This is a genomic window from Allokutzneria multivorans (assembly GCF_039537405.1).
GTDB lineage: Bacteria > Actinomycetota > Actinomycetes > Mycobacteriales > Pseudonocardiaceae > Allokutzneria > Allokutzneria multivorans.
This window is the reverse complement of sequence record NZ_BAABAL010000009.1, coordinates 371391-395394: the sequence shown is the minus strand read 5'-3', so window position 1 is coordinate 395394 and position 24004 is coordinate 371391. Positions and strand designations below refer to the sequence as shown.

Here is a 24004-nt window from a genome sequence, read left to right as displayed (position 1 = left end):
CCGAGCGAACTCCCGCTGCCGGATATCGGGGGATGTTCGTCCGCAGCTCACACCACCTGCTTTGTGAGCAATTCGCTGTGCCCGAAACCCGAGCGCGTCCGCGCTGAGCGAATGGGGACGATTGTGACCGCACGCCGATCGATTCGGCACGCCCTGGCGACGGTGCTCACCGTCGCGTTGACGCTGGCCGCCGTTCCCGGCAACGCCGTCGCCACCACCGGTCCGCGCATCGATCTGCGGGTCCTCGTCGTCGACGACGGGCAGGGCCCGGTCGGGGCGATCAGGCAGCGGCTGGACGCCGAGGGCGTGCCCAGCACGGTGCTCTCGCTCGCCGACCCGGGCCGCCCGGTGATCACCCCGCAGTTCCTCGCCGACCCGGACGGCCAGCGCGCGCGGTTCCAGGGCGTCGTGCTGCCCAACGAGGCGCCGAACAGGCTGGCAGCCGCCGAGCTGACCGCGCTCGCCGACTACGAACGCCGGTTCTCCGTGCGCCAGCTCAACGCCTTCGTCTACCCGACCGCGGCGACCGGGTTCGCCGCGCCGACCTACTCCGGCACGCTCGACGGCACTGTCTCGCAGCTGAGCCAGCCCGCGCTGTCCGGCGCGTTCAAGCAGCTGCGCGGGCCCGTGGCCTTTGACAACAACAGCCCGGTCGTCGACGAGTCCTACGGCTACCTGGCGGCAGCGCTGCCCGGCGCCTCGGTCACGCCGATCCTCACCGGCAAGTCCCCCAGTGGCGCGGCGCAGGGCCTGCTCGCGGCGGTGCACGAGGACAACAGGCGCGAGCAGTTGAGCCTCAGCTTCGCCTACTACTCCGAACAGTTGCAGTTCCGGCTGCTCGCGCACGGGCTCATCACGTGGCTGACCAGGGGCGTGCACCTCGGGCTGCACCGCAACTACCTGAGCCTGCACGTGGACGACATCTTCCTGCCGGACGCGCGGTGGAACAGCGCCGCCAACTGCACTTCGGGCGAGCTGAACTGCCCTGTGCTGCCCAACATCCGGATGACCCAGGCGGATGCCGAGCAGGCGAAGCGGTGGCAGGGCACGAGCGGCTTCATCTTCGACATGTACTACAACGGCGCGGGCGCGGACCGAGCGGTCGCCGAGCACGGCTCCGACCCGCTGAGCGCGTGGATGGTGCGCAACCGCAACGATTTCCGGTGGGCCAACCACACCTACTCGCACGAGTTCTTCGGCTGCCTCCGCGACTTCTCGGTGTCGCCGTGGCGCTGCCAGACCGACCAGAACGGCCAGATCAAGTGGGTCGACGAGCAGCTGATCCTGGACCAGATCACCCGCAACCGGGACTGGGCGAACGCCAAGGGTCTCAAGATCAACCGCGCCGAGCTGGTGTCCGGGGAGCACGGCGGCACGCGCTCCGAGCCGCAGATGCCCACGGACAACCCGAACTTCGCCTCCGCGCTGCGCAAGGCCGGGATCGAGTGGGTCGGCCTCGACGCCTCGCGGGACCGCGATGTCCGCGCCGTCGGGCAGTCGCGAGGTGTGCCGCGCTACCCGATGAACCTGTTCTACAACAACGGAACCCGGGCCGAGGCCGCCGACGAGTACAACTGGATCTACACCTCCCGCGCTGATGGCGGCAGCGGCGCCTGCGAGGCGAGCGGCACGTGCGTCACACCGGTGCACCCGGTGACCGGATTCCAGGACCGCATCGTGCCGGGGCAGGTCGCGTTCACCATGCAGACGCTGACCGGCAACGACCCGCGCCCGTACTACATCCACCAGTCGAACCTGGCCGAGGACCGGATCGTCTACCCGATGGTGGACGCCATCCTCGGCGCGTACCGGGCGGCGTTCGCGACCAACACCCCGCTGGTGAACCCACGGATGTCCGAGGCGGGCGAGGTCCTCGCCGACCAGTCCGCGTGGCGCGCGGCCTCCGCCGGAGTGACCGCGTACGTGCAGGGCGACGAGCTGGTCATCCAGGCGCCCAAGGGGGTCCCGGTGCCGATCACCGCGCCGGAGGGCACCGACCACGAGGGCTTGCTGGCCCCCGAGTTCGGGACGCGGTACTCGGGCGAGCGCTCCGCCGTCCACCGCGCCGGAGGGACGCTGCGCCTGGACCTGCCGCGGTCCTGGGCATCCTCCTGACCGCCGTGGACGTCTCGCTGATGACCGAGGGCACCTACCCGCACGGCTACGGCGGTGTGAGCGTCTGGTGCGACCAGCTCGTCCGCGGCCTCTCCCGGCACCGCTTCCACGTCGTCGCCCTGGTCGCCTCCGGCACCGAGCCGCTGGCGTGGGAGCTGCCGGAGAACGTCGCTTCACTGACCCTGGTGCCGTTGTGGGGCAACGGAAGTCGCAGTCGCCGCGTCGGCAGGGCCGCTCAGCGGCGCTTCACCACGCTCTTCGCCGAGCTGGTGGAAAGCCTGATGGGCCAGGGACATCAACAGCGGTTCGCCGAGGTCCTGCACGAGCTGCACGACCTCGGCGAGCTGACGAGCTTGATGCGCAGGGAAAGCACCGTCCGGACGTTGCGCGACGTGTGGTCTCGCCGCTTGACCGGCACGCGTGCGACGATCGCGGACGCGGTCACGGCCGTTGACCTGCTTGAGCATTCTCTGCGTCCGCTGAGCGCTTCCGTGCCGCGCACTGCGGTCTCGCACTCCGTGGCGAACGGGTTGGCCGTGTTACCCGCGCTCGCCGCGAAGTGGCGCTACGGCACGCCGTTGCTGTTGACGGAGCACGGGATCTACCTGCGCGAGCGGTACCTCGGCTATCGCGGGTCGCCGTACCGGTGGCCGGTCAAGGCTCTGCACCTGGCTTTCCTGCGGCAGCTGTGCTCGCTGGCCTACACCAGTGCCGGGCTCATCGCGCCGGGCAACGTCTACAACAAGCGGTGGGAGGAGCGCCTCGGCGCCGACCCCGCGCTGATCCGCACCGTCTACAACGGCGTCGACCCCGCGGACTTCCCCGCTGCTTCGAGCGAGCCCCCGGTGCCGACGATCTCCTGGGCCGGACGGCTTGACCCGATCAAGGACCTGGAGACTTTGATCAGGTCTTTCGCGTTGGTGCACAAAGAGATTCCGGCGGCCGTGCTCCGCATCTTCGGCGGCGTCCCCAAGGGCGGTGAGTCCTATGTGGACCGTTGCAAGGCGCTCGTCGCCGAGCTGGGCCTGTCCGAGGTCGTGCACTTCGAGGGGCGCGTCGAGTTCATCCGGGACGCCTACCTCGCGGGCAGCGTGGTCGTGCTGTCCAGCATCTCCGAGGGCTTCCCGTACACCTTGATCGAAGCCATGACGTGCGCTCGCCCCTGCGTCGGCACCGACGTCGGCGGAGTGCCCGAAGCTTTGGGCGACACCGGAATTGTCGTTCCGCCACGCGATCCTGCCGCGATGGCTTCTGCTTGTGTTTCGCTGCTGCGCTCTCCGTCGCAGCGCGCACTTCTCGGCGCAGCCGCGCGCCAACGAGCCCTTGAGCTGTTCACCGTGGACCAGGCCATCGGCACCTTCGACACCCTGTACTCGGAGCTGACCGCGCCCACCCCCGCTCGCCCCCTCCTCCCCCACCTGGTCTCGCGATGAGCGCCGACGCGATCCTGCCGCCCAACACCAACGCCCCGTTTGGTGCGTCTAACGCGCTGAACGGGTCGTTTAGTGCGTTCAAGTACCCGAACGGGTCGTTCAGTGCGCTCAACGCACTGAAAGGGTCGTTGGGGGTTTCAGTTGACGCTGAGGGCGTTGAGGAGGAGTTCGACGAGCTGGTGCGGAGGATGGCGCCGGAGATCGCGGATGCGGTGGACCACCTGGAGATCGCAGCGGCGTTGGAGGCCGGTGGGCTGAGCGATCAGGCTGCGGCGAAGTACGGGTATCCGGATGTTTTCCTGTTGGCCGAAGCGTTGTGCGAGGTGGTGCCGCGTCAGCCTAGGGAGCCGGAGCCGCTGCCGGTGATCTGGTCGGCGAAGCCCGCGACGCACCTGCTGCGGGGAGTCCTTTTTGGACTGCCGGGCGTGTGTTACACGGCGGCGGCGGGAGTGCTGGCGGATCGGGCGGCGCTCTGGGTCGTGGTGATCTCGTTGTTCACGTCGTGGTCGCTCGGCCAGTCGCTGTCCTACCTCGGGCACATCCAGCTCGGCAGGGCGGACGCGGACGCGGCGGCGCGGGTGTTGCGGCGGGGGATGATCACGGGCTGCGCGATCGTCCTGGCGGTGAGCGCCGTGGCGGCCCTGCTCATGGGGAGTTCGGCGGCAGCGCTCGCGATGGCCGCAGGACAAGGGTTCTACCTGCTGGCCGCGACGGTGCTGCTCGTGCTGAACGCGGAGTACGCGTTGCTGGCCGCGCTCGCGCCCGGGGTGGTCGCCGGGCTGACGCTCAGCGGCGGTCCACTGTGGACTGGGCTCGCAGTCACAGTGCTGGCAACAATGATCCTCGCGATCGTGCGCACCAGGACCACGCGTCCGCGACCGCTCAGCAAGCACGACCTGGTCGCCTCGTTGCCGTACGGAGCGTTCGGCTTCATCGCGGCGGGTTTGCTGGTGCTGCCGCTGTTCTGGCCGAGCGGGCAGGGTCACGGGCTCGCCGCGCTGCCGATCTCGGTCAGCATGGGCGTGGCGGAGTGGAGCCTGGTGGCCTACCGCCGCCGGGCCACTTTCGCCTTGCGTGACAACCACGTCTTCACCGAGTTCGCGAAGGACACGCGGCTCGGGTTGCTCAGAGCAGTCGCGGTGTTCCTCGCCGTTGCCGCAGCACTGTCCACTGTGGTCCTCCTTGCGACGGGGGCGATCACCGATCCAGCAGCCCTGCTGCGCTACGGCGCCTACCTGGCGCTCGGCGGGGCGTTGTTCGTCGCACTCGTGCTCCAGGCGTGCGGCAGCACCGGCACCGCCGTCGCGGCGTGTGCCGTCGCCCTGGTCGCACAGCTGTGGACCGGTGACTCCGTCATCGGTCAGCTCGTCGTCAACACGGCACTGCTCGCGGGTCTCGGGGGATGCGCCGCGGTGGTGCTCAGCCAATCAGTTCGACACGGTTGAGAGGGACAAGTCATGGCAAGCGTCGTCGCGGTCACTGGTGCGGAGGGCTTCATCGGCTCGCACCTGGTCGAACTGCTCGTCCAGAAGGGCCATCGAGTGCGGGCGATGGTCCTGTACAACTCCTTCGGCTCCTGGGGCTGGCTGGAGTCGCTTCCCCGCGAGGTGCTGGACAATGTCGACGTCGTGATGGGCGACGTCCGCGACCAGGCCAGCGCGCGGGAACTGGTGGAGGGCGCGGAGGTCGTCTACCACCTCGCCGCACTGATCGCGATCCCGTACTCCTACCGCGCGCCACGGGCCTATGTGGACACCAACGTGATCGGCACGCTGAACGTGCTGGATGCGGTGCGCGCCTGCGGAACGCCGAGGATGGTGCACACCTCCACCAGCGAGACCTACGGCACCGCGCTCACCGTCCCGATCAGCGAGGAGCACCCGCTCCAGGCCCAGTCCCCTTATGCGGCGAGCAAGGCGGGCGCGGACAAGCTCGTCGAGAGCTACCACCTGAGCTTCGAGGTCCCGGCCGTCACGCTGCGACCCTTCAACACCTTCGGGCCGCGCCAGTCCGCGCGCGCGGTAATCCCCACGGTGATCAGCCAGCTGGCGGCGGGCGAGAAGCGGCTCAAGCTCGGCGCGCTCGACCCGACGCGGGACTTCCTCTACGTCAAGGACACCGCCGCCGCGTTCCACACGCTGGGCACCGCGCCCGCCTCCGCCGTGGTCGGCGAGCTGTTCAACGCGGGCACCGGCGAGGAGGTCTCGATCGGTCAACTCGCGGCGGACCTGGTGCGCCTCATGGGCAGCGGAGCGGAGATCGTCGCCGACGAGCAGCGCCTGCGCCCCAAGGGTTCCGAGGTCATGCGGCTGGTCTGCGACGCGGCGAAGCTGACCGCGCGCACGGGCTGGACCCCTTCGCACACCAGGGACTCCGGACTCGGCGAGACCATCGAGTGGTTCATGAACCCCGAGAACCTCGCCCACTACAAGCCCGGCCTCTACCTCCAGTGACGAAGGAGCGACCCATGCACGCGATCATCCTCGCAGGCGGCAAGGGCGTCCGGTTGCGCCCCTACACCACTCGGCTGCCCAAGCCGCTCGTGCCGATCGGCGACGAGTTCTCCATCCTCGACATCGTGCTGACCCAGTTGTCCAACAAGGGTTTCTCCGGAGCGACGCTGGCCATCGGCTACCTCGGCGAGCTGATCCGCTCCTACGTCGGGGACGGCTCGAAGTGGGGCATGAAGATCGACTACGCGGTGGAGGAGCAGCCGCTGGGCACGATCGGCCCGGTGCTGCACCTGCTCGACGACCTGCCCGAGCACTTCCTGGTGATGAACGGCGACATCCTCACCGACCTCGACTACGCGGAGCTGCTGGGCTCGCACGAGGACAGCGGCGCCCCGCTGACCGTCGCCACCTACCAGCGCTCGGTGAAGATCGACTTCGGTGTGCTGGTCACCGAGTCCGGCCGGATCGTGGAGTTCAGCGAGAAGCCGACGCACCACTACCGCGTCAGCATGGGCGTCTACGGCATGAGCCGGGACACCCTGGCCGGGTACATGCCGGGCACTCCGCTCGGCTTCGACGAGCTCGTGCTCGACCTGCTGGACAAGGAAACCCCGCCGAACTCCTACGACTTCGACGGCTACTGGCTGGACATCGGGCGGCCCGACGACTACGACCGCGCGAACGCCGAGTTCGACGACATCCGCTCGACGCTGCTGAAGGGATCGCCGTGACCCGGGTCCTGCTGCTCGGCGCGACCGGCTTCCTCGGCAAGCACGTGCACGACGTGCTGTTTCGCCAGTCGGGCATCGACGTCGTCACCGTTGCACGCTCGGCACTCTCGGAGTCGCCGGGCCACGTGCCCTTCGACCTCGGCTTGGCCGATGTGGGCGCTCTGCGCGGCCTGATCACCGCTGCCGCACCGGACGTGGTGATCAACTGCGTCGGCGCGGTCGGCGGTTCGATGACGCAGCTCGCGGAGTCCAATGTGGAGCTTCCGGCTCGCTTGGTGCGCGCGCTGCTGGAATGCCCGACCCCGCCGCGCCTGGTGCACCTCGGTTCGGCGGCGGAGTACGGCAAGGTGGAGATCGGCGTCCCGGTCACCGAGGAGACCGCGACCGCGCCGGTCGGCGCCTACGGGCTGAGCAAGCTCGCGGGCACGCGGGCCGTCGGCATCGGTCGCGCGGCGGGCCTGAACACGGTGGTGCTGCGCGTGTTCAACCCGATCGGCCCCGGTTCGCCCGCCACCGGGCTGGCCGGGCGGGTCGCGGCGGAGATCGTGCGCGCGCGCCGCGACCACGACGAGATCCGGCTCGGCCCGCTCGACGTGGTCCGCGACTTCGTCGACGCCAGGGACGTGGCCCGCGCGGTCTCGGCCGCCGCACTGTCCACTGTGGAGGAAGAGATCCTCAACGTCGGCAGCGGGATCGGCACTCCGGCCGCCGGGCTGGTCGCGGAGCTGACCCGGATCGCCGGGCACTCCGGTCCGGTCAGCGAGCAGGGGCGCGGCTCGGAGCGCTCGGCCGACGTGCCGTGGCAGCGCGCCGATCTCTCGGTGATCGAGCGCAGCCTCGGCTGGCGACCGGAGCACGACCTCACCGACTCGCTGACCGCGCAGTGGCGGGAGGTGGCGTGTCACGCGTGAGCCGGCAGCGGCACGTGGTGCCCGCCTACTTCCACCCGGCCGTCGAGCCGGAGGGGTGGCGGGCGCTCGCGTCGCACCCGGCGCTGCGCTTCGTGGTGCTCAACGTCGCCGACGGGCCGGGGACGAGCCCTGATCAGTCCTTTGTGGACGCTGCGGCCGGGCTCCCGGTGATCGGCTACGTGGACACCGACTACGGCGCCCGGCCCGCCGCCGACGTGCTCACCGACGTCGAGCGGCACCTCGCCTGGTACGGGGTGGACGGCGTCTTCTTCGACCAGGCCGGGACGGACGCGCGCCACTACGGCGCCCTGACCGAGGCCGCGCGCTCGCTCGGCGCGGGCACCGTGGCCCTCAACCACGGCACGCACCCGCCCGAGGAGTTCACCGAGCTGGCGGACCTGTTGGTGACCTTCGAGGGCCCGCTGTGCGCGTACCGGGACCTCTGGGTGCCCCGGTGGGTCTACCGGCACCGCCCGGAGTTGTTCTGCCACTTGGTGTACGAGACCCCGCCGAGCGCGACCGCGTCCGTGCTCCGGCAGGCGTGGCGTTCCAACGCCGCCGCGGTCCACGTGACCGACCACGGCGGCGAGAACCCATGGGGCCGCCTGCCGACCTAGGAGAACAACTGGGCGAACCTGATCTTGTTGCCGAACGGGTCGCGCAGGCCGCAGTCGATGCCGTACGGGCGCTCGGCCGGGGTGTCGGTGAACTCCACGCCCCGCGCCAGCAGCGTCTCGTAGGTCTTGTGGCAGTCGTCGGTGCTGAGGAAGAGCGTGCCGCCCATGGCGCCCTTGGCGAGCAGCTCGCGGACCTGCTCGGCGGTGGCCTCGTCCAGCGACGGCGCCCCCGGCCGCTCCAGCAGGATCTCGCGGCTCTTGTCGCCGGGGACGTTCACGGTGAGCCAGCGCATGAAGCCGAGGTCCTGGTCGGTGTGGACCTCGAACTCCAGCTTGCCGACGTAGAACTCCAGTGCCTGGTCCTGGTCGGCGACGTAGATCTGCGAGTGCGTGATGGCGTTGAACATGACGGCAACGCTAGTTCGGCTCGGCGGGCCGGGCTTCTCCAAAACTGCTCGGTCTCGTCCAGGCCATCGCGAAGCAGTTCGGCACCGCCGGGACCGGCCCCCGCGCGCGGTGGGCCGACGGTGACTCGCCGACGATGTCGCGGAAGGTCCTGCTGAACGTGCCGAGGCTGCCGAAGCCCACCTGGAAGCAGATCTCGGTGACGCTCAGCTCGGTGGAGCGCAGCAGGAACATCGACCGCTCGACCCGGCGTCGTTGCAGGTAGCGGTGGGGTGTCTCACCGAAGGTGGCGCGGAAGGTGCGGATGAAGTGCGCCTCGGAGACGTGCGCGATCGCCGCCAGCGCGGGGATGTCCAGCGGTTCGGCGTAGGCGCGGTCCATCGCGTCCCTGGCGCGCAGCATCCGCCTGTTGGACTCCTCGACCGCGCGGCTCACCGCGCAAGCACACCACGCAGCAGGTCTGCCAGCTCACCGAGGTGCTCGATCGGCACGTCGCTGGGCACCCCTCGCAGCCCGGCGACGCGCATCCCGGCGGCCCGCCCCGATGCCACGCCGGCCGCCGCGTCCTCCACCGCGAGGCAGTGCGCGGGCTCGACGCCGAGCAGCCGCGCGGCCAGCAAGAAGCCGTCCGGGTGCGGCTTGCCGCGCGTGACGTCGTCGCGCGTGACCACCACGGGCGCGTCGATGTCCGCCGCGCCGAGCCTGATCCCGGCGAGCTTGCGGTCCGCGCTGGTCACCACCGCCCAGGGCAGGCCCAGCTCGGCGACGGCGGCAAGCACCTCGGGCGTCCCGTGCGCGGGCAGGACCCCGGTCAGGTCCGCGTACTCCAGCTCCAGCTGGCCCTGCGAGTCCGCCGCGATCCGCCCATCTGTCCACTGTGGACGGAAGTGGCGGATCACCTCGGCGGCGGGCAGGCCCGGGCAGATCCGCAGCAGCTCGGCGTGGTCCACGTCGTTGCGGTCGGCCCACACCTTCCACGAGCGCGCGACCGCGCCGTCGGAGTCCACCAGCGTGCCGTCCATGTCGAACAGCACCGCGCGCACGTCCTTCACGCGACCACCTCCCTGCGGCGTTCAGCCAGCTTGAGCCCGATGAGGAACAGCAGGAAGCACAGCGTCGCGACGTTCGCCGCGATCACCGCCGCGTCGCCCTGCCACACCCCGTAGACCGCCCACAGCGCCACTCCGGCCGAGATGACGACGGGATGAAGCGGAGGAGAAGTCAGAGCTGATGCTCGAACCCGCAAGCGGTTCTTCGGGGTAGAGCGGGTCTTCCACGAGCGGAGCAGCTGCGGAACCCAACAGGCGGTGGTCAAGATCCCGGCGAGGAAGCCGATCGCGGTCATCCGTTCTCCTTTTGTTCGTACTGCGAGCATAATGGTCGGCATGGGCTGCCACAATCCCCCGGTGGACACTTCGGCGCGGCCGGGCCGGGCGACGGCCCTGCGGATGGAGGGCCGCCTGCACGTGCTCCGCGAGCTGCACGCCGGGCGGATCGCGACCAGGGCGGAGCTGACCACGCGCCTCGGCCTGTCCCGCGCTTCGGCGTTGGAGATCACCGCGCGGCTGCGCGAGGCCGCTCTCGTGCACGAGGAAGCCGCCCCGCCCGACGGCAGGCGCGGCCGACCGACCACGCTGCTGCTCCCGCATCCCGAAGGCCCGCTCGTGTGCGCCGTGGACATCGCGCACGAGACGTGGGCCGTCGCCGTTGTCGAGCTCGGCGGCGCGGTCCTCGCCAGAACCACCGGGCACATCTCCAGCCGTGAAGCGGATTCCGTGCTCAACGCGGTCCGGCACGCGGTCTCCGGGCAGCTCGACGAGTGGGGGCAAAGGGTTCGCGTGCTGTCGGTGTCGGTGCCCGGCACGGTCTGCGGCACCCGCGTAGTACAGGCCAGCAACCTCCGCTGGCGCGACGTGGATCTGTCCGTGCTAGCCGATCTTCCTGTGCTGGCGGGCAATGACGCCACGCTCTCCGGTCTCGCCGAGTCCCGCCGAGGGGCCGCCGTGGACGCCGACGTCGCGCTGCACCTCAAGATCGATGTCGGCCTCGGCGGCATCCTCGTGGTCAACGGCGCCCCGATGACCGGCGCGACCGGTGGTGGCGGCGAGTTCGGCCACCTCCCCTTCGGCGATCCACGACGCAGGTGCCTGTGCGGTGCCCACGGCTGCTGGGACACCGAGGTCGACGGCAGGGCTCTGGCGCGCCTGGCCTGGCAGGAGGACTCCGCCGAGCCCCGCGCCGCCGCCCAGCGCGTCCTCGCCGCCGCCCGCTCCGGCGACCCCGCCGCCGCGCGCGCCGTCGATTCGGTGGCTCGTGCTTTCGGTCGCGGTGTCGGCGGCTTGGTCAACGCACTAGACCCGCGCCTCATCACCGTTTCCGGCGTGGCAACCGATCTGCTGGCCGCCGCCCCCGAGTCCTTCGACACCGCTTACCGCGCCGGTCTGATCGCCTTCCAGCGCACGTCGGTCCCGCCCGTGCGCGCGTCAGCCCTCGGCGAGGACGGCAGCATCATCGGCGCCGCCGAGACCGGTTTCGACCACGTGCTCACCGAATCCGGCATCACCGCCTGGCGCGCCCGCTAGCCTCGTGTCGTGCTGGCACAGGACCTGACGTGGGACGAGGTCGATCCCCTTCGACGGCTCCTCCGCGCTCGCGGTGATCTCCGATCTGGATTCCACCGACTGCCTCGCGATGTGCGTGGCCGTGGAGGAGCGGTTCTGGAGCTGGGGCCGCGTGGACGGCGGACCGGTCGCGGACGCTTGGTGCTGCTCGGACCACTCCGTGACCACCGCTGCCGAGACGCCGCAGGTGCTCGCCCAGTTCGGCAGCTGGCGCGCCGCCGACCTGTTGGCCGCACTGGTTCAGGCCCGCACCGACGCCGCGAGCGCTACGGCCTCGACCTCCCGCAGTTGGAGGCCTGTCTCCGCGAGTCCGCTGTCCCCACGGTTCCTCTCGCCGCCCGTGCCGGAATCACCCTCGGCCAGGTGGGCTCGTTTCGGCGCTGATGCGCTCTCACTGATCGGCGACGAAGAGGCTCGCCCACCCCGATTTCGCGGCCCGCTGGTAGAACGCGGTGATCTCCCGCAGGTATCGGGTCAGGTACGCCAGCTCGCCCTGGTCGACCACGGCGCCGTACTCGTCCGGGTCGAGCGCCCAGTACTTGGCGGTGAACGGTTCAAGGTCGAGTTCGGTCAGCGCGGCAGCGACCTCGCGCACTTCGGCCGGGGTGTTGTAGCTGACCACGTAGTCATCGCCTTGGTACAGCGGCAAACCACCGAGCACGACCGCGTTGAGCGGATAGGTGCCGTCCTCGCCGCCAAGTCGGCCTTCGGTGAGGCACCGGTGGATTCCGTCCCACGCCTTGTCCACGCCGCACTCGTCCGGCACGTCGGTCATGTCGAGTTCTTTGATGACCTCGATGAGTCCTTCGTCGTCGCCGTCCTGGGCCAGCACCAACGCGATGCGGGGTTCGTCGAGGGCGAGGAAGTATCCGCGACAGGCCATGGGCCGCGACGGTAGCGGTGAAGTTGCGGAGAATCTAGAACGGGGCGGGTTCGGCGATGGGCACCGGGTGCACGTCTTCGGTCTTCCCGTTGGGTGTGGTCCAGGTGTGCGTCCCGTCGGGTTGGTTGGTGCACTTCCAGTTCGAGTGCGTCTTCATCCGGTGATGGCGCCTGCATTTCGGCCGCAGGTTGTTGAGTGTGGTGTTGGTTCCGTCGAACGGGCAGCAGTGGTCGAGGTCGCAGCGGTGGGCGGGTTGGTTGCATCCGATGGCCATGCAGGTCGAGTACCGGGCGGCGATGAGTTCCCGCTGTTGCGGGGATGGCCGGTAGACGTGGCTGATCTCTTCGGCCATGCCGGTCATGGGGTCGGTGAGGATGCGTTTCCAGATGCCGCCTGCTGCGATGTCCCGGCCGATGCGGGCGGGGATGGGGCCGTAGCCGCCGAGGATGGCGGGGTCGTTGGTCATGCCGAAGGCTGAGGTGATGGGCATGGTCAGGTACACCATGGTCTGGCCTTGCGGGGCGGGGGTGTCGTGGCCGAGCAGCAGATCGCGGGCGACGTCGGAGCGTTTCTGGTCGAGGGTCCGGTCGTCTTTCGGGAGGGAGCGGGCGATGCGGTTGACGTGGTCATAGACCATGGCGGCGTCGTGGGCGGTCATCATGAGCCGGATGAGGGCCATACCGTCGTTCAGGTTGATCTTCTCCACCATGCGCTGCTTGCGTTTGGCTTGGAAGCGGCGTTCAGCGGCCTTCGGATCGAGTCGGTGGATGAACCGGACCGCGTACTGACGCGTCGTGGAGTAGGAGTTCTTCTCCGCATGCGCCAACAGAGCCTCCTCCGCGATCGCGGCGTGCGCGACCGAGAGAACCCGGAGCAGGTCGATGATCATGAGCGCTTTGCCCTCATCAACTCGGCCTTCGACCATCGCCTTCAACACTCCTGGGCGGGATGTGAGGTCCGTGGCACGGTCGATCAACCAACCCGCTTTCACCCTCGACACGCGCAGTTCACGCATCAACAGCTCTTCAGAGAATTCCCGATCACGAGGCTCAAGATCGGATACATAGTTGAGCAGGGTCACCGAAAAGTCAGCCACGGCTTTCCCCATGCCCACGAAGGCCGCCTTGAGGACGGCGTCAGGGTCCATGCCCCTATTCTACGTGAAATAAATAGACGATCATGGCTCTAAAGGATGAATTGCCAGGCGCCGACAACGCCGAAAACGCAACCCGAGACTAACGCGACGGACGGCTGGAAATGGGTCGGCTTTACCTGGGGTGCGCGTGCCATACGCTTGTCCGCGAGGGCCGGGATCCATCCCGTGCCCGCCCGGCCTACCACGGCACGCGCAAGGGGCCCCAGGTCAAGCCGACCCCCACGCTGGAACCGACGCGAGCTGGAAGCCCAGCCGTACCCCACCCGGAAGCCCAGCCGTCCCCCACCAGGAAGCCAGCCGTCCCCGACCAGGAAACCCAGCCACCAAACAACCAAACCTAAAGCTCCACCATCAACCCGCCAACAGCCACCCGAACATCCCCAGAAAAAACACCCCGAGCCACCGCCACCGCCTCCCCCACATCCTCCCCAGGCCACAAATGCGTCAACAGCAACCTCCGCGCCCCACCCGATGACGCATAACCAGCGGCCTGCAAAGCACTCGACAAATAAGCAGCAGACTCCGCAGGCACCGACTCCACATACGTGGACTCCGCCAAAAACACATCCGCCCCGGACGCCAGCTCGAACAGCGCGTCGGTCGGCCCGGTGTCCCCCGTGTACGCCAGCGTCCGGCCGCCAGCCGTCAAGCGCATCCCGGCGTTCGGCACCCAGTGCGGCAGCAACATCGTGTCCACTTGGAACGGTCCGACGTCAAAACTGTCCCCCGCCGAGAAATCCTTGGGAACAAAGGACTTCGCCATGCGCGGCCCCGCGTCCAACGCCAGCACGTGGTCGACCGAGCCGGGCAGCGCGTACAGCGGCAGTGGCCCGGCGCCGGTGAAGATTCTCGCGCGCAGCAACGGGTTCAGGTCTGCGCAGTGGTCGGGGTGGCCGTGGCTGACCAGCACCGCGTCCACCTGGGACGCCTCGATCAGTTCCAACAAGCGCGGCAGGACGGCGTAGCCGGGATCGACCAGGAGGCGGAATCCCTCGTGCTCCACGAGGTACCCGCTGCACGCCTGACCGGCGGCGGGCCATGCGCCGCATCCTCCGAGCACTGTCAGTCGCACGAGGTCAGCGTAGGTGGCGCAGGTCCCGCGTGGGTTGCGAGCGGACAACGGCACACCATTCGCGCACAACGGAAAGGTCCACGAAGCCCGTGCGAAAGCCGCTCACCTTCCCTAGCGTCCGACGGACACACACAGGCTCAGGGGTGGGGCGCACGTGGCGGATCAGCTCAGCTTCGGCGTGCTCGGGCCGCTGACGGTCTGGGCGCGCGGGCGGGCGCACACGCCGGGTGGAGCCGGGCAGGCGAACCTCCTCGGAGCGCTGCTGCTGGCCAACGGCAGGCCGGTGAGCGGACGCCGGCTCGCGGAGTGGTTGTGGGACGGTGACCCACCGGAGCAGGAGCGCAAAACCCTTCAGGTCGCGGTGTCGCGTCTGCGCGCGTGGCTGCGCGGGGTCGGCGCGGACGTCGTGGTGGAGCTGGCCGAGGGCGGCTACGTGCTCCGCCTCCCGCCGGGCAGCAGTGACTTCGCCGAGTTCTCCGCGCTGGTGGAGGCGAACCCGCCCGGCGAGTCCTACCTCGACCAGCTCGACCGCCTTGAGCGCGCGTTGCTGTTGTGGCGGGGGCCGTTGCTGGCGGGGTTGACCGCGCCGACGCACGCTGCTCCGGAGGCGCTCGCGGTGGAGCGCGCGCGGGCGGAGGCGGCCACGGCGCTCTCCGAGATCGCGATCCGGTGCGGCGAGCCGAAGCGCGCGGTGGCTCTGCTGGAAACCCTCGCCGACGAACGGCCCTACGACGAGCTCGTGCACGCGTGCCTGGCGTTGACCTACTCCGCGGCCGACGAGCAGGCCAACGCGCTGCGCGTGATCGACCGCGTGCGCGGACGCCTCACCGAGGACCTCGGCGTCTCCCCCGGCCAGGCGTTGCGGGACGCGCACGCGCAGATCCTCAGCTCGCAGCAGGAACCGCAGCGCGAGCGGCAGCGCTGGTGGGGTCCGCGCCCGCGCTCCGGCCAGCTCATCGGGCGCGCGGCCGAGCAGGCGGAACTCGCCGATGATCTCGCCGTGCACCGGCTCGTCACGGTGACCGGGCCGGGCGGCTGCGGCAAGACGAGCCTCGCGATGAACGTGGCCGAGCACGCCGACTGGCCGGACGGCACGGCGGTCGCCGAGCTGGCGCCGTTGCAGGACGGCAACGCGATCATCCTCTACCTGGGCTCGCTGCTCGGGGTGACCGGCGACGGTGTGCACGGGGTCTTCGCCGGGCTCGTGTCGTGGGTGGCCGACCGGAAGTTGTTGCTGCTGCTGGACAACTGCGAGCACCTGGCCGAGCCGTGCGCCGCGCTGGTGGAGCGGTTGCTGGCGTGGTGCCCCGGTCTGACCGTGCTCGCCACCGCGCGCCAGCCGCTGGGCTTACCGGCGGAGCGCGTGTTCGCGCTCGGCCCGCTGACCGCGCCCGCCTCCGGTCGCTTCGACGCGGACAACCCGGCGATCGTGCTGTTCCGCGCGCGTGCCGGGACCGCGCTGCCGTCGGGGCCGGAGGCCGAGGCGGACGTGGCGACGATCTGCCACCACCTCGACGGGCTGCCGCTGGCGTTGGAGCTGGCCGCCGCGCGCGTGCCGTCGCTGGGCCTGCGGCAGCTGCGCGAACGGCTCGAAGGCGGGATCGACCTGCTCGCCAGGGCGGCGGGCGAGCCGAGGCACCGGACCATGGAGCGCGCGGTCGGTTGGTCGTTCCGCCTGCTCACCGAGCAGAAGCAGCGGTTGCTGGCGCGGTTGTCGGTGTTCCGGGGCGAGTTCGGCCTGACCGATGTGGAGTCGGTGTGCGGAGGCGCTCCGCTGGACGACGTGGACTTCGCGGCGCGGCTGGCCGACCTGGTGGAGCGCTCGCTCGTGCGCGCCCTGCCCGGCCAGCGCTACCGGCTGCTGACCGTGGTCCGCGAGTTCGCCGAGGCGCGCCTGGCCGAGTACGCGGAGACGGTGCTCGTGCGCGACCGGCACGCGCAGCGGTGGAGTTTGCGCGCGCGGGAGCTGGACGCGCTGCCTTCCTACCGCGATCGCCTCGCCGGGGTGCGCGCGATGGGGCGCGAGGTCGCTGATCTCGATTCCGCCTTGGCGCACTTGCACAAGCGCGGTCGCAACGCGCAGTCGAACGAGCTCGTGGCGAAGCTGTTCGAGTTCTGGCACGAGCACGGTTCCTACATCGCCAACGGGCAGGCGCTGTTGGACAGGGCGCTGCGCACGGTCTGGGACAGCGATCCCGAGACGCGCAGCCTGTTGCGGTTCCAGGAGGCGCAGCTGGCCCGGTTGCGGGAGGACTACGTCTCAGCGGTGTCGATCATGGCATCGGCACGGCGGGAGCTTGCCGCGCACCGCCCGCGCGAACACCGCGTCGCGCTGATCTTCGAGATGAGCTGCCTGCGCTTCCTGCTCGATCCCGGCGCGGTGCACGGGACGCCGCGCATGCTGGAGCAGATCTCCGCGCTGGACAACGGTTCCGGTGACGACGTGGCCACCTCGCTGACCGCGGGCGGCGGCGTGTACGCGACGTGGGGCCGCTACGAGGAGGCTGCCGAGCTGTGCGGGCGGCACGAGGTGCACCGGGCCGGGCGCGGCCTGTGGACCTCCACCGCGCAGCTGGCGCTGCGGACCGAAGTCGCCTTGGGGCACAAGGACATCCGGGCCGCCGAGGGGTGGTGCGAGCAGCTCGCTGAGCGGCTCGGCCCGACCGGGGGGCCGTTGGAGCAGGAGCCCGCCCGCCGCGCGATCGGCACAACGCTGCTGGCCAAGGACCCCGCCGCCGCCGTGGAGTTCCTCGACGACAGCGTGCGCCAGCTGCGCAGGCTGTTCCCGAGGTCGCTGTCCAGGGTGGTGCGCCTGCAATCGTTGTCCGCGGAGGCTTTGCGCAGGACCGGTCAGCCCGCGAAAGCACGCGAGGTGCTCTCGGACGCGCTCGCGTCGGCGATCGGCCGCTCGCACTTCCGCTTCGGCATGGCGGCGGCGTTGCAGGCGGCACTGGTCGCGGCCGAGCTCGGCGATCCGGCCGCCGCGATCCTGGCGTCGGCGTGGGACGGGGTGCGGCGGCGGCTCGGCCTGCCCGCGCCGATCGGCGTCGCCGCGGTGGTCGGCGACGTGCTCGGGCTCGACCCGGCGCGGTCGGACCCGCTGTTCCTGCCCTGGCCGGAGCCCGAGCTACGCGAGGTCGTCCACCAGGCCTACCTGTGGACCGTCGGGCTCGGGCCGTGACTCGCGCGGGGCGAGCACACCCGTGACGTAGCAGGACGCGGAGCCGAAGTGGCTGCGGGAATCGCTCATGCCCCGAGGATCACCGTCGCCGCTTACCGATCGCTTACCGCCGAACAAAAGCCTTCATCACGACTAGCTCAGAACAATCTCAACAAAACAAGAATCCCACTCGTGTCGTTCACGCGGAAGTAGCTAATTTCCCCCCACGCTGGCCACGCCGACACCAATCACGATAGCGTCACGGCGCCCACCGACCAGTAATTAACTCTCAGGGATTCACATGCGTTCAGACAATGCTTCGGGTGCATCCGAAAAGAAAATGCGTCGTCGTTTGCTGATCAGCGGCGGTGTCGCCGTCGGCCTCGTCGGGCTCGTCTCCGGCCCGTACGCGAGCGCCGCCCCGGTGGCTCCGGCGGAGTCCTGCTCCAGCCACGCCGAGAGCGGCTCACTCGACACCGACGCGATCTTCACCATCACTCCGAACAGCGGAAACGCGCAGTACAGCTACTTCTACCCCGGCGCGGCCCTGGCAGCGGCCCCCGCGACGTTCCCGGGCTCGACGCTGGTCCGGGACTCGCACGTCGTTCGCGGCGGCCTCGGGACCCGTGACGACTGCCCGAAGGAATGCCGCGACGAGCACGGCAGGTGCAAGCAGAACTGCGGCGGCTGACACCGGCGCGCGAGCAACGAGCGGTTCGAGTCCGGGCCGCCGGACTCGAACCGTTTACTTCTCACCCCGGAAAACCACACCAGAAAGACCCGCCATGCTCAGGAAAACCGCACCACAGCGCCCGAACTGGCAGGAGACCGTGGCGAGCCAGGGGCTCGTCTTCGGTGAGCCCGCCGTCACCGCGAACGGGGAACTGCGCCCGTACTGGAACGAATCCGCCCATTACGTGTTCGAGATGGACGAGGTGCTGTCGCTGGAGGCCGACGTCGAGCTGCTGCACTCGATGTGCCTGGAGGCCGTCGAGCTGGTGGTGAGCACCGAGCGGTACCGGGACTTCGCGATCCCGGAGTGGGCGTGGCCCGCGATCGCCGAGTCGTGGCGGCGGCGCGACCCGGACGTCTACGGCCGCTTCGACCTGCGCTACGACGGCTCCGGGCCGGCGAAGGTGCTGGAGTACAACGCGGACACCCCGACCTCGCTGCTGGAGGCGGCGGTGATCCAGTGGTACTGGGTGACCGAGGTCTTCCCCGAGGACGACCAGTGGAACTCCCTGCACGAGAAGCTGGTCGAGCGGTGGAAGCTGATCGCCGGGACGCTCTCCTCGCCCGAGGCGCACTTCGCGTGGTCCAACGCCAACGAGTCCGGCGAGGACCACCTGACCATCTCCTACATGCAGGAGACCGCCGCCGAGGCCGGGCTGACCACCAGCGGCCTCGCGGTGCAGGACATCGGCTGGGACCCCTCGCTCGGCCGCTTCGTCGACCTCGCCGACACCCCGATGTCCACGGTGGCCAAGCTCTACCCGTGGGAGTGGATCATCATGGAGCCCTTCGGCCGCCAGGTCGTGGAGAGCCTGCCCGGCACCCGCTGGATCGAGCCGCTGTGGAAGATGTTGTTGTCCAACAAGGCTTTGCTGGCCATCCTGTGGGAGATGTACCCCGGGCACCCGAACCTGCTGCCCTCGTTCCTCGGTGGACCGGGGCCGCTGACCGAGTACGTGCGCAAGCCGCTACTGGGACGTGAGGGTGCCAACGTGGACATCGTGGCCGCCGGTCACGAGACCAGCACCGAAGGCCATTACGGCGCGGAAGGCCATGTGTACCAGGCGTTCGCCCCGCTCCCGGAGTTCGACTCCTACCGGCCGGTGCTGGGCGCGTGGACGGTCGGCGACGCCTCGGCCGGGCTCGGCATCCGCGAGACCTGCGGGCTGGTCACCGACGACGGCGCGGCGTTCCTGCCGCACCGCGTCCGTCAGGGCTGAGCCGCTCAGCCGCGCTCGCCGTTGAGGTACTGCCAGTTCCCGTAGCTGTTGAAGGTGCGCAGCACGACCGCGCGGAACTCCAGCGACACGCCCTCGGCGTACTTCTTCGTCCAAGTGACGGTGGTGCCGTGGCCGTTCTGGTTCTTCGCGGTCATCACCTCGCTCTTGTTCCCGCTCCAGCTGTAGTGGAGGCGGTACTGCATGGCCGCGGTGTGCCCGTCCGCCTTGGTGTCGCGGATCTTGCAGGTGAAGGTGCTGTCATCCCAGCCGCGTCCGCTGACCGAGCACGTCACGTCGCCGCCGACGGCGTCGGAGGTCTTGGACGCTGCCAGCGCGCTCGGCGCGGCGAACAGGACCGTGCTCAGCGTGGCGGTGACGATGACGGCGATCCGGCCTGCGCGTATCGGGGGTGTCTCCTTCTGGCTCCGGTGAAAACCCTTGCGCGCACAGGAGAACACGGCGAACACCCGATCAGGTGATCTCTTCGGTCTGCTCCGAAAGCTTGTCCACCAATCCTTTCCAGCCGCCCTCGGCGAACGCGCGGCGCTGCCGCAACGCTCCGGAACCGAGTTGTGACAGGCGCGGCACGGTCGACCGCACGAAGCCGAGGTCGCCGAACTGCTCCAACTCCGGAGCCGTCCAGTCCACCAGCTGCTCCACCAACTCCGACATCGGCACGAGGCGGCCGGTGCGCAGGTCGTAGCCCTGACCGGAGATCCCGTCGCGCGCGGCGCGCCACAACGCCGAGCGCAGCGCGTGGTGCGACAGCCGAGGCGCGGGCTCCTCCGATTCCACCGCCCGCGCCACCAGGGCCCGCGCCAGCACGGCGAGCAGTGTCGCTTCCGAGGCGGTGGGCATGACATCGCATACCCGCAGCTCAACGGTGGGCCACTCGTCGGAGAGCCGCACATCCCAGTAGATCATCGCGCGATCCATCGCAGCGCCGCTGTCGAGCAGCTCGCGCACGGACTCCTCATAGGCGGCGTGCGAATCGGAGTACGGCGGCGGACCGGCGCTCGGCCACTGCGACCAGGACAGCGAACGCCAGCTCTCGTAGCCGGTGTCCGCACCGCCGGAGAACGGCGAGTTCACACTGAGCGCGAGCAGCACGGGCAGCCACGGCCGCAGGTGGTTGACGACCTGAACAGCGACTTCCCGGTCGGGCACGCCCACGTGGATGTGGCAGCCGCAGCACGGCGAAGCCGTCGCCAGCGCGCCCGCGTGCTCGGAGATCCGGCGGTAGCGCGGGTTCTCGGTGAGCCTCGGCGGGGCGGGCTCGTGCAGGGGCGCGGTGCCTGTGGCTATCAGCCTCAACCCCCGCCGTCTGGCGTGCTCAGCGAGGGTTCCGCGCAGCTCACGCAGGTTCTCCAGCACCTCGGTGGCCGTGGTGCAGACGGGGGTCGCCGACTCCACCTGGCAGCGGGTCAGCTCCGGTTGCAGGTCACCGTCGGAGCCGGAGGCGGCGCGCAGCAGCGCGGGCCCCTCCCAGGACAGGTTCCCCGTCTCGGCCTCGACCAGCAAGAACTCTTCCTCGACGCCCACTGTCAGCGGTTCCACGAATCGATCGTTCCCGTTGCGAGAACATCCCAATCCCGCCTCTGTGGACCGTGCAGCGCTGCGTTTGTGGTCCCGTCACGACCTAAGGTCTTGTTCACCCGTTGCCGCCCGCGAGATGGAGCCCGGATGTACCCGACGGTCGAGGACGTCCTCGCCCTGCCAGAAGTGCGTCGCGGACGGCCGGTCGTCGTGGCGGGTTCGGCCGGGTTGGAGCAGCGCGTCCGCTGGGTGCACGTGGCCGAGGTGGCCGACATCGCCGGGCTGCTGCACGGCGGCGAGCTGGTGCTGACCACCGGCATCGCCCTGCCCTCCGACGACGCCGGGCTGAGCCGCTACATCGACGAGCTGGCCGGGGTCGGTGTCGCCGGGCTGATCGTGGAGCTGGTGCGGCGCTGGCCCGCCGAGCTGCCGCCCGCGCTGGTCAACGCCGCGCAACGGCACGGGCTGCCGCTGGTCGCGCTCGGCGAGGAGACCCGGTTCGTCTCCGTGACCGAGGCCGTCGTCTCCGTGATCACCAGCGCCCAGGTGCGCGAGCTGCGCGCCACCGAGCAGGTGCACGAGATCTTCACCGCGCTCACGCTGTCCGGTGCCGGGCCCGCCGAGATCCTGCGCGAGGTGGCCAGGCTCTCCGGACTGCCGGTGGTCCTGGAGTCGCTGGATCACCACCTGCTGGCCTACGACGCGGCGGGCGGCGACCCGGCGGAGCTGCTGTCGGCCTGGGAGAGCGGCCTGACCACGCAGACCGGCTACGACGAGGCGACCGGCTGGCTGGCCACGATGGTCGGCGCGCGCGGGGACAACTGGGGCAGGCTCGTGCTGCGCACCCAGGAGGAACCTTCGCACCAGCACACCGTCGTGGCCGAGCGCGCGGCGTCCGCGTTGGCGCTGAACCGCTTGCTGGCCAAGGACGACGAGAGCCTGGAGCGGCAGAGCCACCGCGCGCTGCTGATCGACATGCTGACCTCGGGCAGCCCGGCGGCGGACGTGGCGACCCGCGCGACCGCGCTCGGCGTGCGGCTCGGCGATCGGCGGCTGGTCGGCGTCTCGGTCCGCCCGCGCACGACGATCTCCGCGACCCCGGCGCCCGCGCTGGCCACGCAGGAGGTGCTGCGCGAGCTGTCCGAGGTGACCGCCTCCGCCGCGCGCAGGGCCGGGATCCCCGCTCTGGTGGGGGTTGTGGACGACACGAGCGTTCGTGCGCTGCTCACACTGCCCACGGTCGGCGAGATCGACCCGGCGCTGCACCGCTTCGCGAACGGTCTACATAGGACAGTCGCGGCGACACCGTGGGCGCTGCCCGTGGTCGTCGCGCTCGGCACCACCGTTGCGGCCGTTCCGGAGGCCGCACGCAGCCTCGCCGAGGCCGCTCACGTCGCCGAAGCCGCACTGCGCTCCGGAGGCGCACGAGTCTTCCACCGCCTCGCGGACGTGCGGTTGCGCGGGCTCATGCACCTCATGCACGCCGACCAGCGCGTGCAGGCGTTCGTGGAGCGCGAACTCTCCGCCCTGCTGGCGCACGACCGCTTCCACAACACGCGCCTGCTCGACACGCTGCGCGACTACTGCCAGCACGGCGGCAACAAGTCGGCCGCCGCAGGAGCCGCGCACCTGTCCAGAACCGCCTTCTACCAACAGCTCGCGCGGATCGAGCAGATCCTCGGCATCTCCTTGGACGACGCCGAGTCCATGCTGTCCCTACACGTCGCCCTGCTGGCCCACGACGCTTCGCTCTGAGCTGCTGAGCGTGCGGATCTCCTTGCTGCACAAGGCGGCCAGCGTCGCGAGCACGAGCAGCGCCGCCCCGCCGAGCAGGGTCGCGCGCATCCCGAAGTGCTCGGCGAGCGGCCCGGCGGCCATCTCCCCCACCGGGATCGCGACGAAGGACCCGAGCGCGTCGTAGGAGTAGACCCTGGCGAGCTTGTCCTGCGGCACGTGCTGCTGGAGCGCCACGTCCCAGGCCACCACAAACTGTTCGAGCACGACTCCCACCAGAAACATCGTGGGCACGAGGAAAAGCACCTTCGGCACTTCGGCGAGCGCGACGAGCGGGACGGCCTCGAACAGGGTCAGCGCGACACCGATGAACAGCGCGCGCCGGGGCTGCCACCGCGCCGCGACGAAGCCGCCGACGAGCGCGCCCGCCGTCTGCGCCGCGAGCACCAGACCCCACGCCGCCCTGCCGAAGGTCGCGTCGGCGATCACCGGGCCCAGCACCGCGATCGAGCCGACGATCACCGCGTTGACCACCATGAACTGCAACACGACCGCCCACACCCAGGTGCGCGAGGAGAACTCCCGCCACCCCTCGCGCAGTTCGGTCAGCGGATGGGATCGCTCCTTTGTGGACGGTGCAGCCGTGATCACCCGCATCCTGGCGAACAGCACCGAGGCGATGAGAAAGGTGGCCGCGTTGAAGGCGATGCCCCAGCCGGGGCCGACCGCCGCGACGGCCAGACCGCCCGCCGACGTGCCGATGATCGTCGCAGTGGTCGTGCCCATCCTGGCGAGCGCGTTCGCCGGGCGCAGCAGCTCGGCCGGAACCGTCTGCGGCACGAGGGAAGCGGTCGCGGGCATCGAGGTCGCCGCCGCGGCGCCGTTGAGCACGCTGAGGCAGGCCAGCAGGGGCACGGAGGCGAACCCGCCGAGCACGCTGGCCGCGACCAGACCCTGCGTGAGTCCGGCCAGCGCGGTGGAACCCTGCAACACCAACGCCCTCGGCAGCCGGTCGGCCAGCACTCCGCCGAAGAGCAGCAGCACCACGTTGGCGATCGAGCGCGCCCCGACCACGATCCCGAGGTCGATCGCCGAGCCGGTCAGGTCGAGCACGGCGAAGGCCAGCGCGACCGGGGCGATGGCGTTGCCGAGGTGCACGATCGCCCTCGCCACCATGAGGAAGCGGAAGGACCTGTGCCGCAACGGCTCCCGCATGCCCGGCAGG

At 70.1% G+C, this 24004-nt stretch carries 22 protein-coding genes; 12 read left to right on the top strand and 10 right to left on the bottom strand.

Translation table 11 applies throughout. The features are described from left to right. Positions 1-123: 123 nt before the first annotated feature. From ABD798_RS16825 to ABD798_RS16795, 7 genes are read left to right on the top strand one after another with little or no spacing between them, the layout of a single operon-like run. A complete protein-coding gene (locus ABD798_RS16825; RefSeq protein WP_344875727.1) occupies positions 124-2115 on the top strand; it encodes a hypothetical protein in 1992 nt (663 codons plus the stop codon). 5 nt (positions 2116-2120) lie between these two features. Next, complete coding sequence (gene pelF / locus ABD798_RS16820; RefSeq protein ID WP_344875725.1) at positions 2121-3548, top strand: GT4 family glycosyltransferase PelF; 1428 nt, start codon at positions 2121-2123, stop codon at positions 3546-3548. Next, positions 3545-4993 carry a hypothetical protein gene (locus tag ABD798_RS16815; protein ID WP_344875723.1) on the top strand — a complete coding sequence of 483 codons (1449 nt, stop codon included), beginning with the start codon at positions 3545-3547 and terminating at the stop codon, positions 4991-4993. Before pelF ends, ABD798_RS16815 begins: the two co-directional genes overlap by 4 nt. 12 nt (positions 4994-5005) lie before the next feature. Continuing rightward, positions 5006-6001 (top strand): SDR family NAD(P)-dependent oxidoreductase, encoded by a 996-nt coding sequence (locus ABD798_RS16810; RefSeq protein ID WP_344875722.1) that lies wholly within the window; start codon positions 5006-5008, stop codon positions 5999-6001. A gap of 14 nt (positions 6002-6015) precedes the next feature. After that, positions 6016-6732 carry a nucleotidyltransferase family protein gene (locus tag ABD798_RS16805; protein WP_344875721.1) on the top strand — a complete coding sequence of 239 codons (717 nt, stop codon included), beginning with the start codon at positions 6016-6018 and terminating at the stop codon, positions 6730-6732. Then, on the top strand, positions 6729-7643 hold the full coding sequence (locus ABD798_RS16800; RefSeq protein ID WP_344875720.1) for an SDR family oxidoreductase: 915 nt from the start codon (positions 6729-6731) through the stop codon (positions 7641-7643). The genes ABD798_RS16805 and ABD798_RS16800 overlap by 4 nt, the downstream gene beginning before the upstream one ends. After that, positions 7631-8260: a spherulation-specific family 4 protein gene (locus ABD798_RS16795; protein ID WP_344875719.1), complete on the top strand. Its 630-nt coding sequence runs from the start codon at positions 7631-7633 to the stop codon at positions 8258-8260. Before ABD798_RS16800 ends, ABD798_RS16795 begins: the two co-directional genes overlap by 13 nt. Here ABD798_RS16795 and ABD798_RS16790 read toward each other — a convergent pair. From ABD798_RS16790 to ABD798_RS16775, 4 genes are read right to left on the bottom strand one after another with little or no spacing between them, the layout of a single operon-like run. Continuing rightward, positions 8257-8667: a VOC family protein gene (locus tag ABD798_RS16790; RefSeq protein WP_086819337.1), complete on the bottom strand. Its 411-nt coding sequence runs from the start codon at positions 8665-8667 to the stop codon at positions 8257-8259. The two genes, ABD798_RS16795 and ABD798_RS16790, sit on opposite strands and share 4 nt — an antisense overlap. Before the next feature lie 10 nt (positions 8668-8677). Further along, the gene (locus ABD798_RS16785; protein ID WP_344875787.1) at positions 8678-9067 is read right to left on the bottom strand and encodes a helix-turn-helix domain-containing protein; all 390 of its coding nucleotides are present in this window, start codon (positions 9065-9067) and stop codon (positions 8678-8680) included. Between the two features lie 29 nt (positions 9068-9096). Continuing rightward, positions 9097-9717 carry an HAD family hydrolase gene (locus tag ABD798_RS16780; protein WP_344875717.1) on the bottom strand — a complete coding sequence of 207 codons (621 nt, stop codon included), beginning with the start codon at positions 9715-9717 and terminating at the stop codon, positions 9097-9099. Continuing rightward, on the bottom strand, positions 9714-10010 hold the full coding sequence (locus tag ABD798_RS16775; protein ID WP_344875715.1) for a SemiSWEET family sugar transporter: 297 nt from the start codon (positions 10008-10010) through the stop codon (positions 9714-9716). The genes ABD798_RS16780 and ABD798_RS16775 overlap by 4 nt, the downstream gene beginning before the upstream one ends. A gap of 61 nt (positions 10011-10071) precedes the next feature. Here ABD798_RS16775 and ABD798_RS16770 point away from each other — a divergent pair, with 61 nt between their 5' ends. Further along, positions 10072-11247 carry an ROK family transcriptional regulator gene (locus ABD798_RS16770; protein ID WP_344875713.1) on the top strand — a complete coding sequence of 392 codons (1176 nt, stop codon included), beginning with the start codon at positions 10072-10074 and terminating at the stop codon, positions 11245-11247. Positions 11248-11677: 430 nt separating this feature from the next. Here ABD798_RS16770 and ABD798_RS16765 read toward each other — a convergent pair whose 3' ends face one another. The 3 genes from ABD798_RS16765 to ABD798_RS16755 all read right to left on the bottom strand — a co-directional run bounded on the left by ABD798_RS16765 (position 11678) and on the right by ABD798_RS16755 (position 14397). Then, positions 11678-12169 carry a YfbM family protein gene (locus ABD798_RS16765; RefSeq protein WP_344875711.1) on the bottom strand — a complete coding sequence of 164 codons (492 nt, stop codon included), beginning with the start codon at positions 12167-12169 and terminating at the stop codon, positions 11678-11680. Positions 12170-12203: 34 nt separating this feature from the next. Then, positions 12204-13316: an HNH endonuclease signature motif containing protein gene (locus tag ABD798_RS16760; RefSeq protein ID WP_344875709.1), complete on the bottom strand. Its 1113-nt coding sequence runs from the start codon at positions 13314-13316 to the stop codon at positions 12204-12206. Between the two features lie 346 nt (positions 13317-13662). After that, on the bottom strand, positions 13663-14397 hold the full coding sequence (locus ABD798_RS16755; protein ID WP_344875707.1) for an MBL fold metallo-hydrolase: 735 nt from the start codon (positions 14395-14397) through the stop codon (positions 13663-13665). A gap of 154 nt (positions 14398-14551) precedes the next feature. Between ABD798_RS16755 and ABD798_RS16750 the strand changes: the two genes are divergently transcribed. From ABD798_RS16750 to ABD798_RS16740, 3 genes are all read left to right on the top strand, one after another. Beyond that, positions 14552-17578 carry an AfsR/SARP family transcriptional regulator gene (locus tag ABD798_RS16750; protein ID WP_344875705.1) on the top strand — a complete coding sequence of 1009 codons (3027 nt, stop codon included), beginning with the start codon at positions 14552-14554 and terminating at the stop codon, positions 17576-17578. Positions 17579-17897: 319 nt separating this feature from the next. Beyond that, positions 17898-18248: a hypothetical protein gene (locus tag ABD798_RS16745; protein ID WP_344875703.1), complete on the top strand. Its 351-nt coding sequence runs from the start codon at positions 17898-17900 to the stop codon at positions 18246-18248. Between the two features lie 94 nt (positions 18249-18342). Next, positions 18343-19509 carry a glutathionylspermidine synthase family protein gene (locus ABD798_RS16740; RefSeq protein WP_344875701.1) on the top strand — a complete coding sequence of 389 codons (1167 nt, stop codon included), beginning with the start codon at positions 18343-18345 and terminating at the stop codon, positions 19507-19509. 5 nt (positions 19510-19514) lie between these two features. Here the strand turns inward: ABD798_RS16740 and ABD798_RS16735 are convergent, their stop codons facing one another. Then, a complete protein-coding gene (locus ABD798_RS16735; RefSeq protein ID WP_344875699.1) occupies positions 19515-19976 on the bottom strand; it encodes a hypothetical protein in 462 nt (153 codons plus the stop codon). Between the two features lie 4 nt (positions 19977-19980). Next, the gene (locus ABD798_RS16730) at positions 19981-21066 is read right to left on the bottom strand and encodes a carboxylate-amine ligase (RefSeq protein ID WP_344875697.1); all 1086 of its coding nucleotides are present in this window, start codon (positions 21064-21066) and stop codon (positions 19981-19983) included. A 126-nt stretch (positions 21067-21192) separates the two neighbouring features. Between ABD798_RS16730 and ABD798_RS16725 the strand changes: the two genes are divergently transcribed. Further along, a complete protein-coding gene (locus tag ABD798_RS16725) occupies positions 21193-22800 on the top strand; it encodes a PucR family transcriptional regulator (RefSeq protein WP_344875695.1) in 1608 nt (535 codons plus the stop codon). Here the strand turns inward: ABD798_RS16725 and ABD798_RS16720 are convergent. Then, the gene (locus ABD798_RS16720; RefSeq protein ID WP_425549234.1) at positions 22762-24003 is read right to left on the bottom strand and encodes an MFS transporter; all 1242 of its coding nucleotides are present in this window, start codon (positions 24001-24003) and stop codon (positions 22762-22764) included. The genes ABD798_RS16725 and ABD798_RS16720 overlap by 39 nt on opposite strands. Between the last annotated feature and the right edge of the window lies 1 nt (position 24004).

Bases quoted from the DNA above. Each gene is read 5' to 3' on its own strand.
- ABD798_RS16775 (WP_344875715.1), bottom strand. From the start codon at position 10,010: ATGACCGCGATCGGCTTCCTCGCCGGGATCTTGACCACCGCCTGTTGG.
- ABD798_RS16810 (WP_344875722.1), top strand. From the start codon at position 5,006: ATGGCAAGCGTCGTCGCGGTCACTGGTGCGGAGGGCTTCATCGGCTCG.
- ABD798_RS16740 (WP_344875701.1), top strand. From the start codon at position 18,343: ATGCTCAGGAAAACCGCACCACAGCGCCCGAACTGGCAGGAGACCGTG.
- ABD798_RS16815 (WP_344875723.1), top strand. From the start codon at position 3,545: ATGAGCGCCGACGCGATCCTGCCGCCCAACACCAACGCCCCGTTTGGT.
- ABD798_RS16725 (WP_344875695.1), top strand. From the start codon at position 21,193: ATGTACCCGACGGTCGAGGACGTCCTCGCCCTGCCAGAAGTGCGTCGC.
- ABD798_RS16790 (WP_086819337.1), bottom strand. From the start codon at position 8,667: ATGTTCAACGCCATCACGCACTCGCAGATCTACGTCGCCGACCAGGAC.
- ABD798_RS16805 (WP_344875721.1), top strand. From the start codon at position 6,016: ATGCACGCGATCATCCTCGCAGGCGGCAAGGGCGTCCGGTTGCGCCCC.
- ABD798_RS16760 (WP_344875709.1), bottom strand. From the start codon at position 13,316: ATGGACCCTGACGCCGTCCTCAAGGCGGCCTTCGTGGGCATGGGGAAA.
- ABD798_RS16745 (WP_344875703.1), top strand. From the start codon at position 17,898: ATGCGTCGTCGTTTGCTGATCAGCGGCGGTGTCGCCGTCGGCCTCGTC.
- ABD798_RS16785 (WP_344875787.1), bottom strand. From the start codon at position 9,067: ATGCTGCGCGCCAGGGACGCGATGGACCGCGCCTACGCCGAACCGCTG.
- ABD798_RS16765 (WP_344875711.1), bottom strand. From the start codon at position 12,169: ATGGCCTGTCGCGGATACTTCCTCGCCCTCGACGAACCCCGCATCGCG.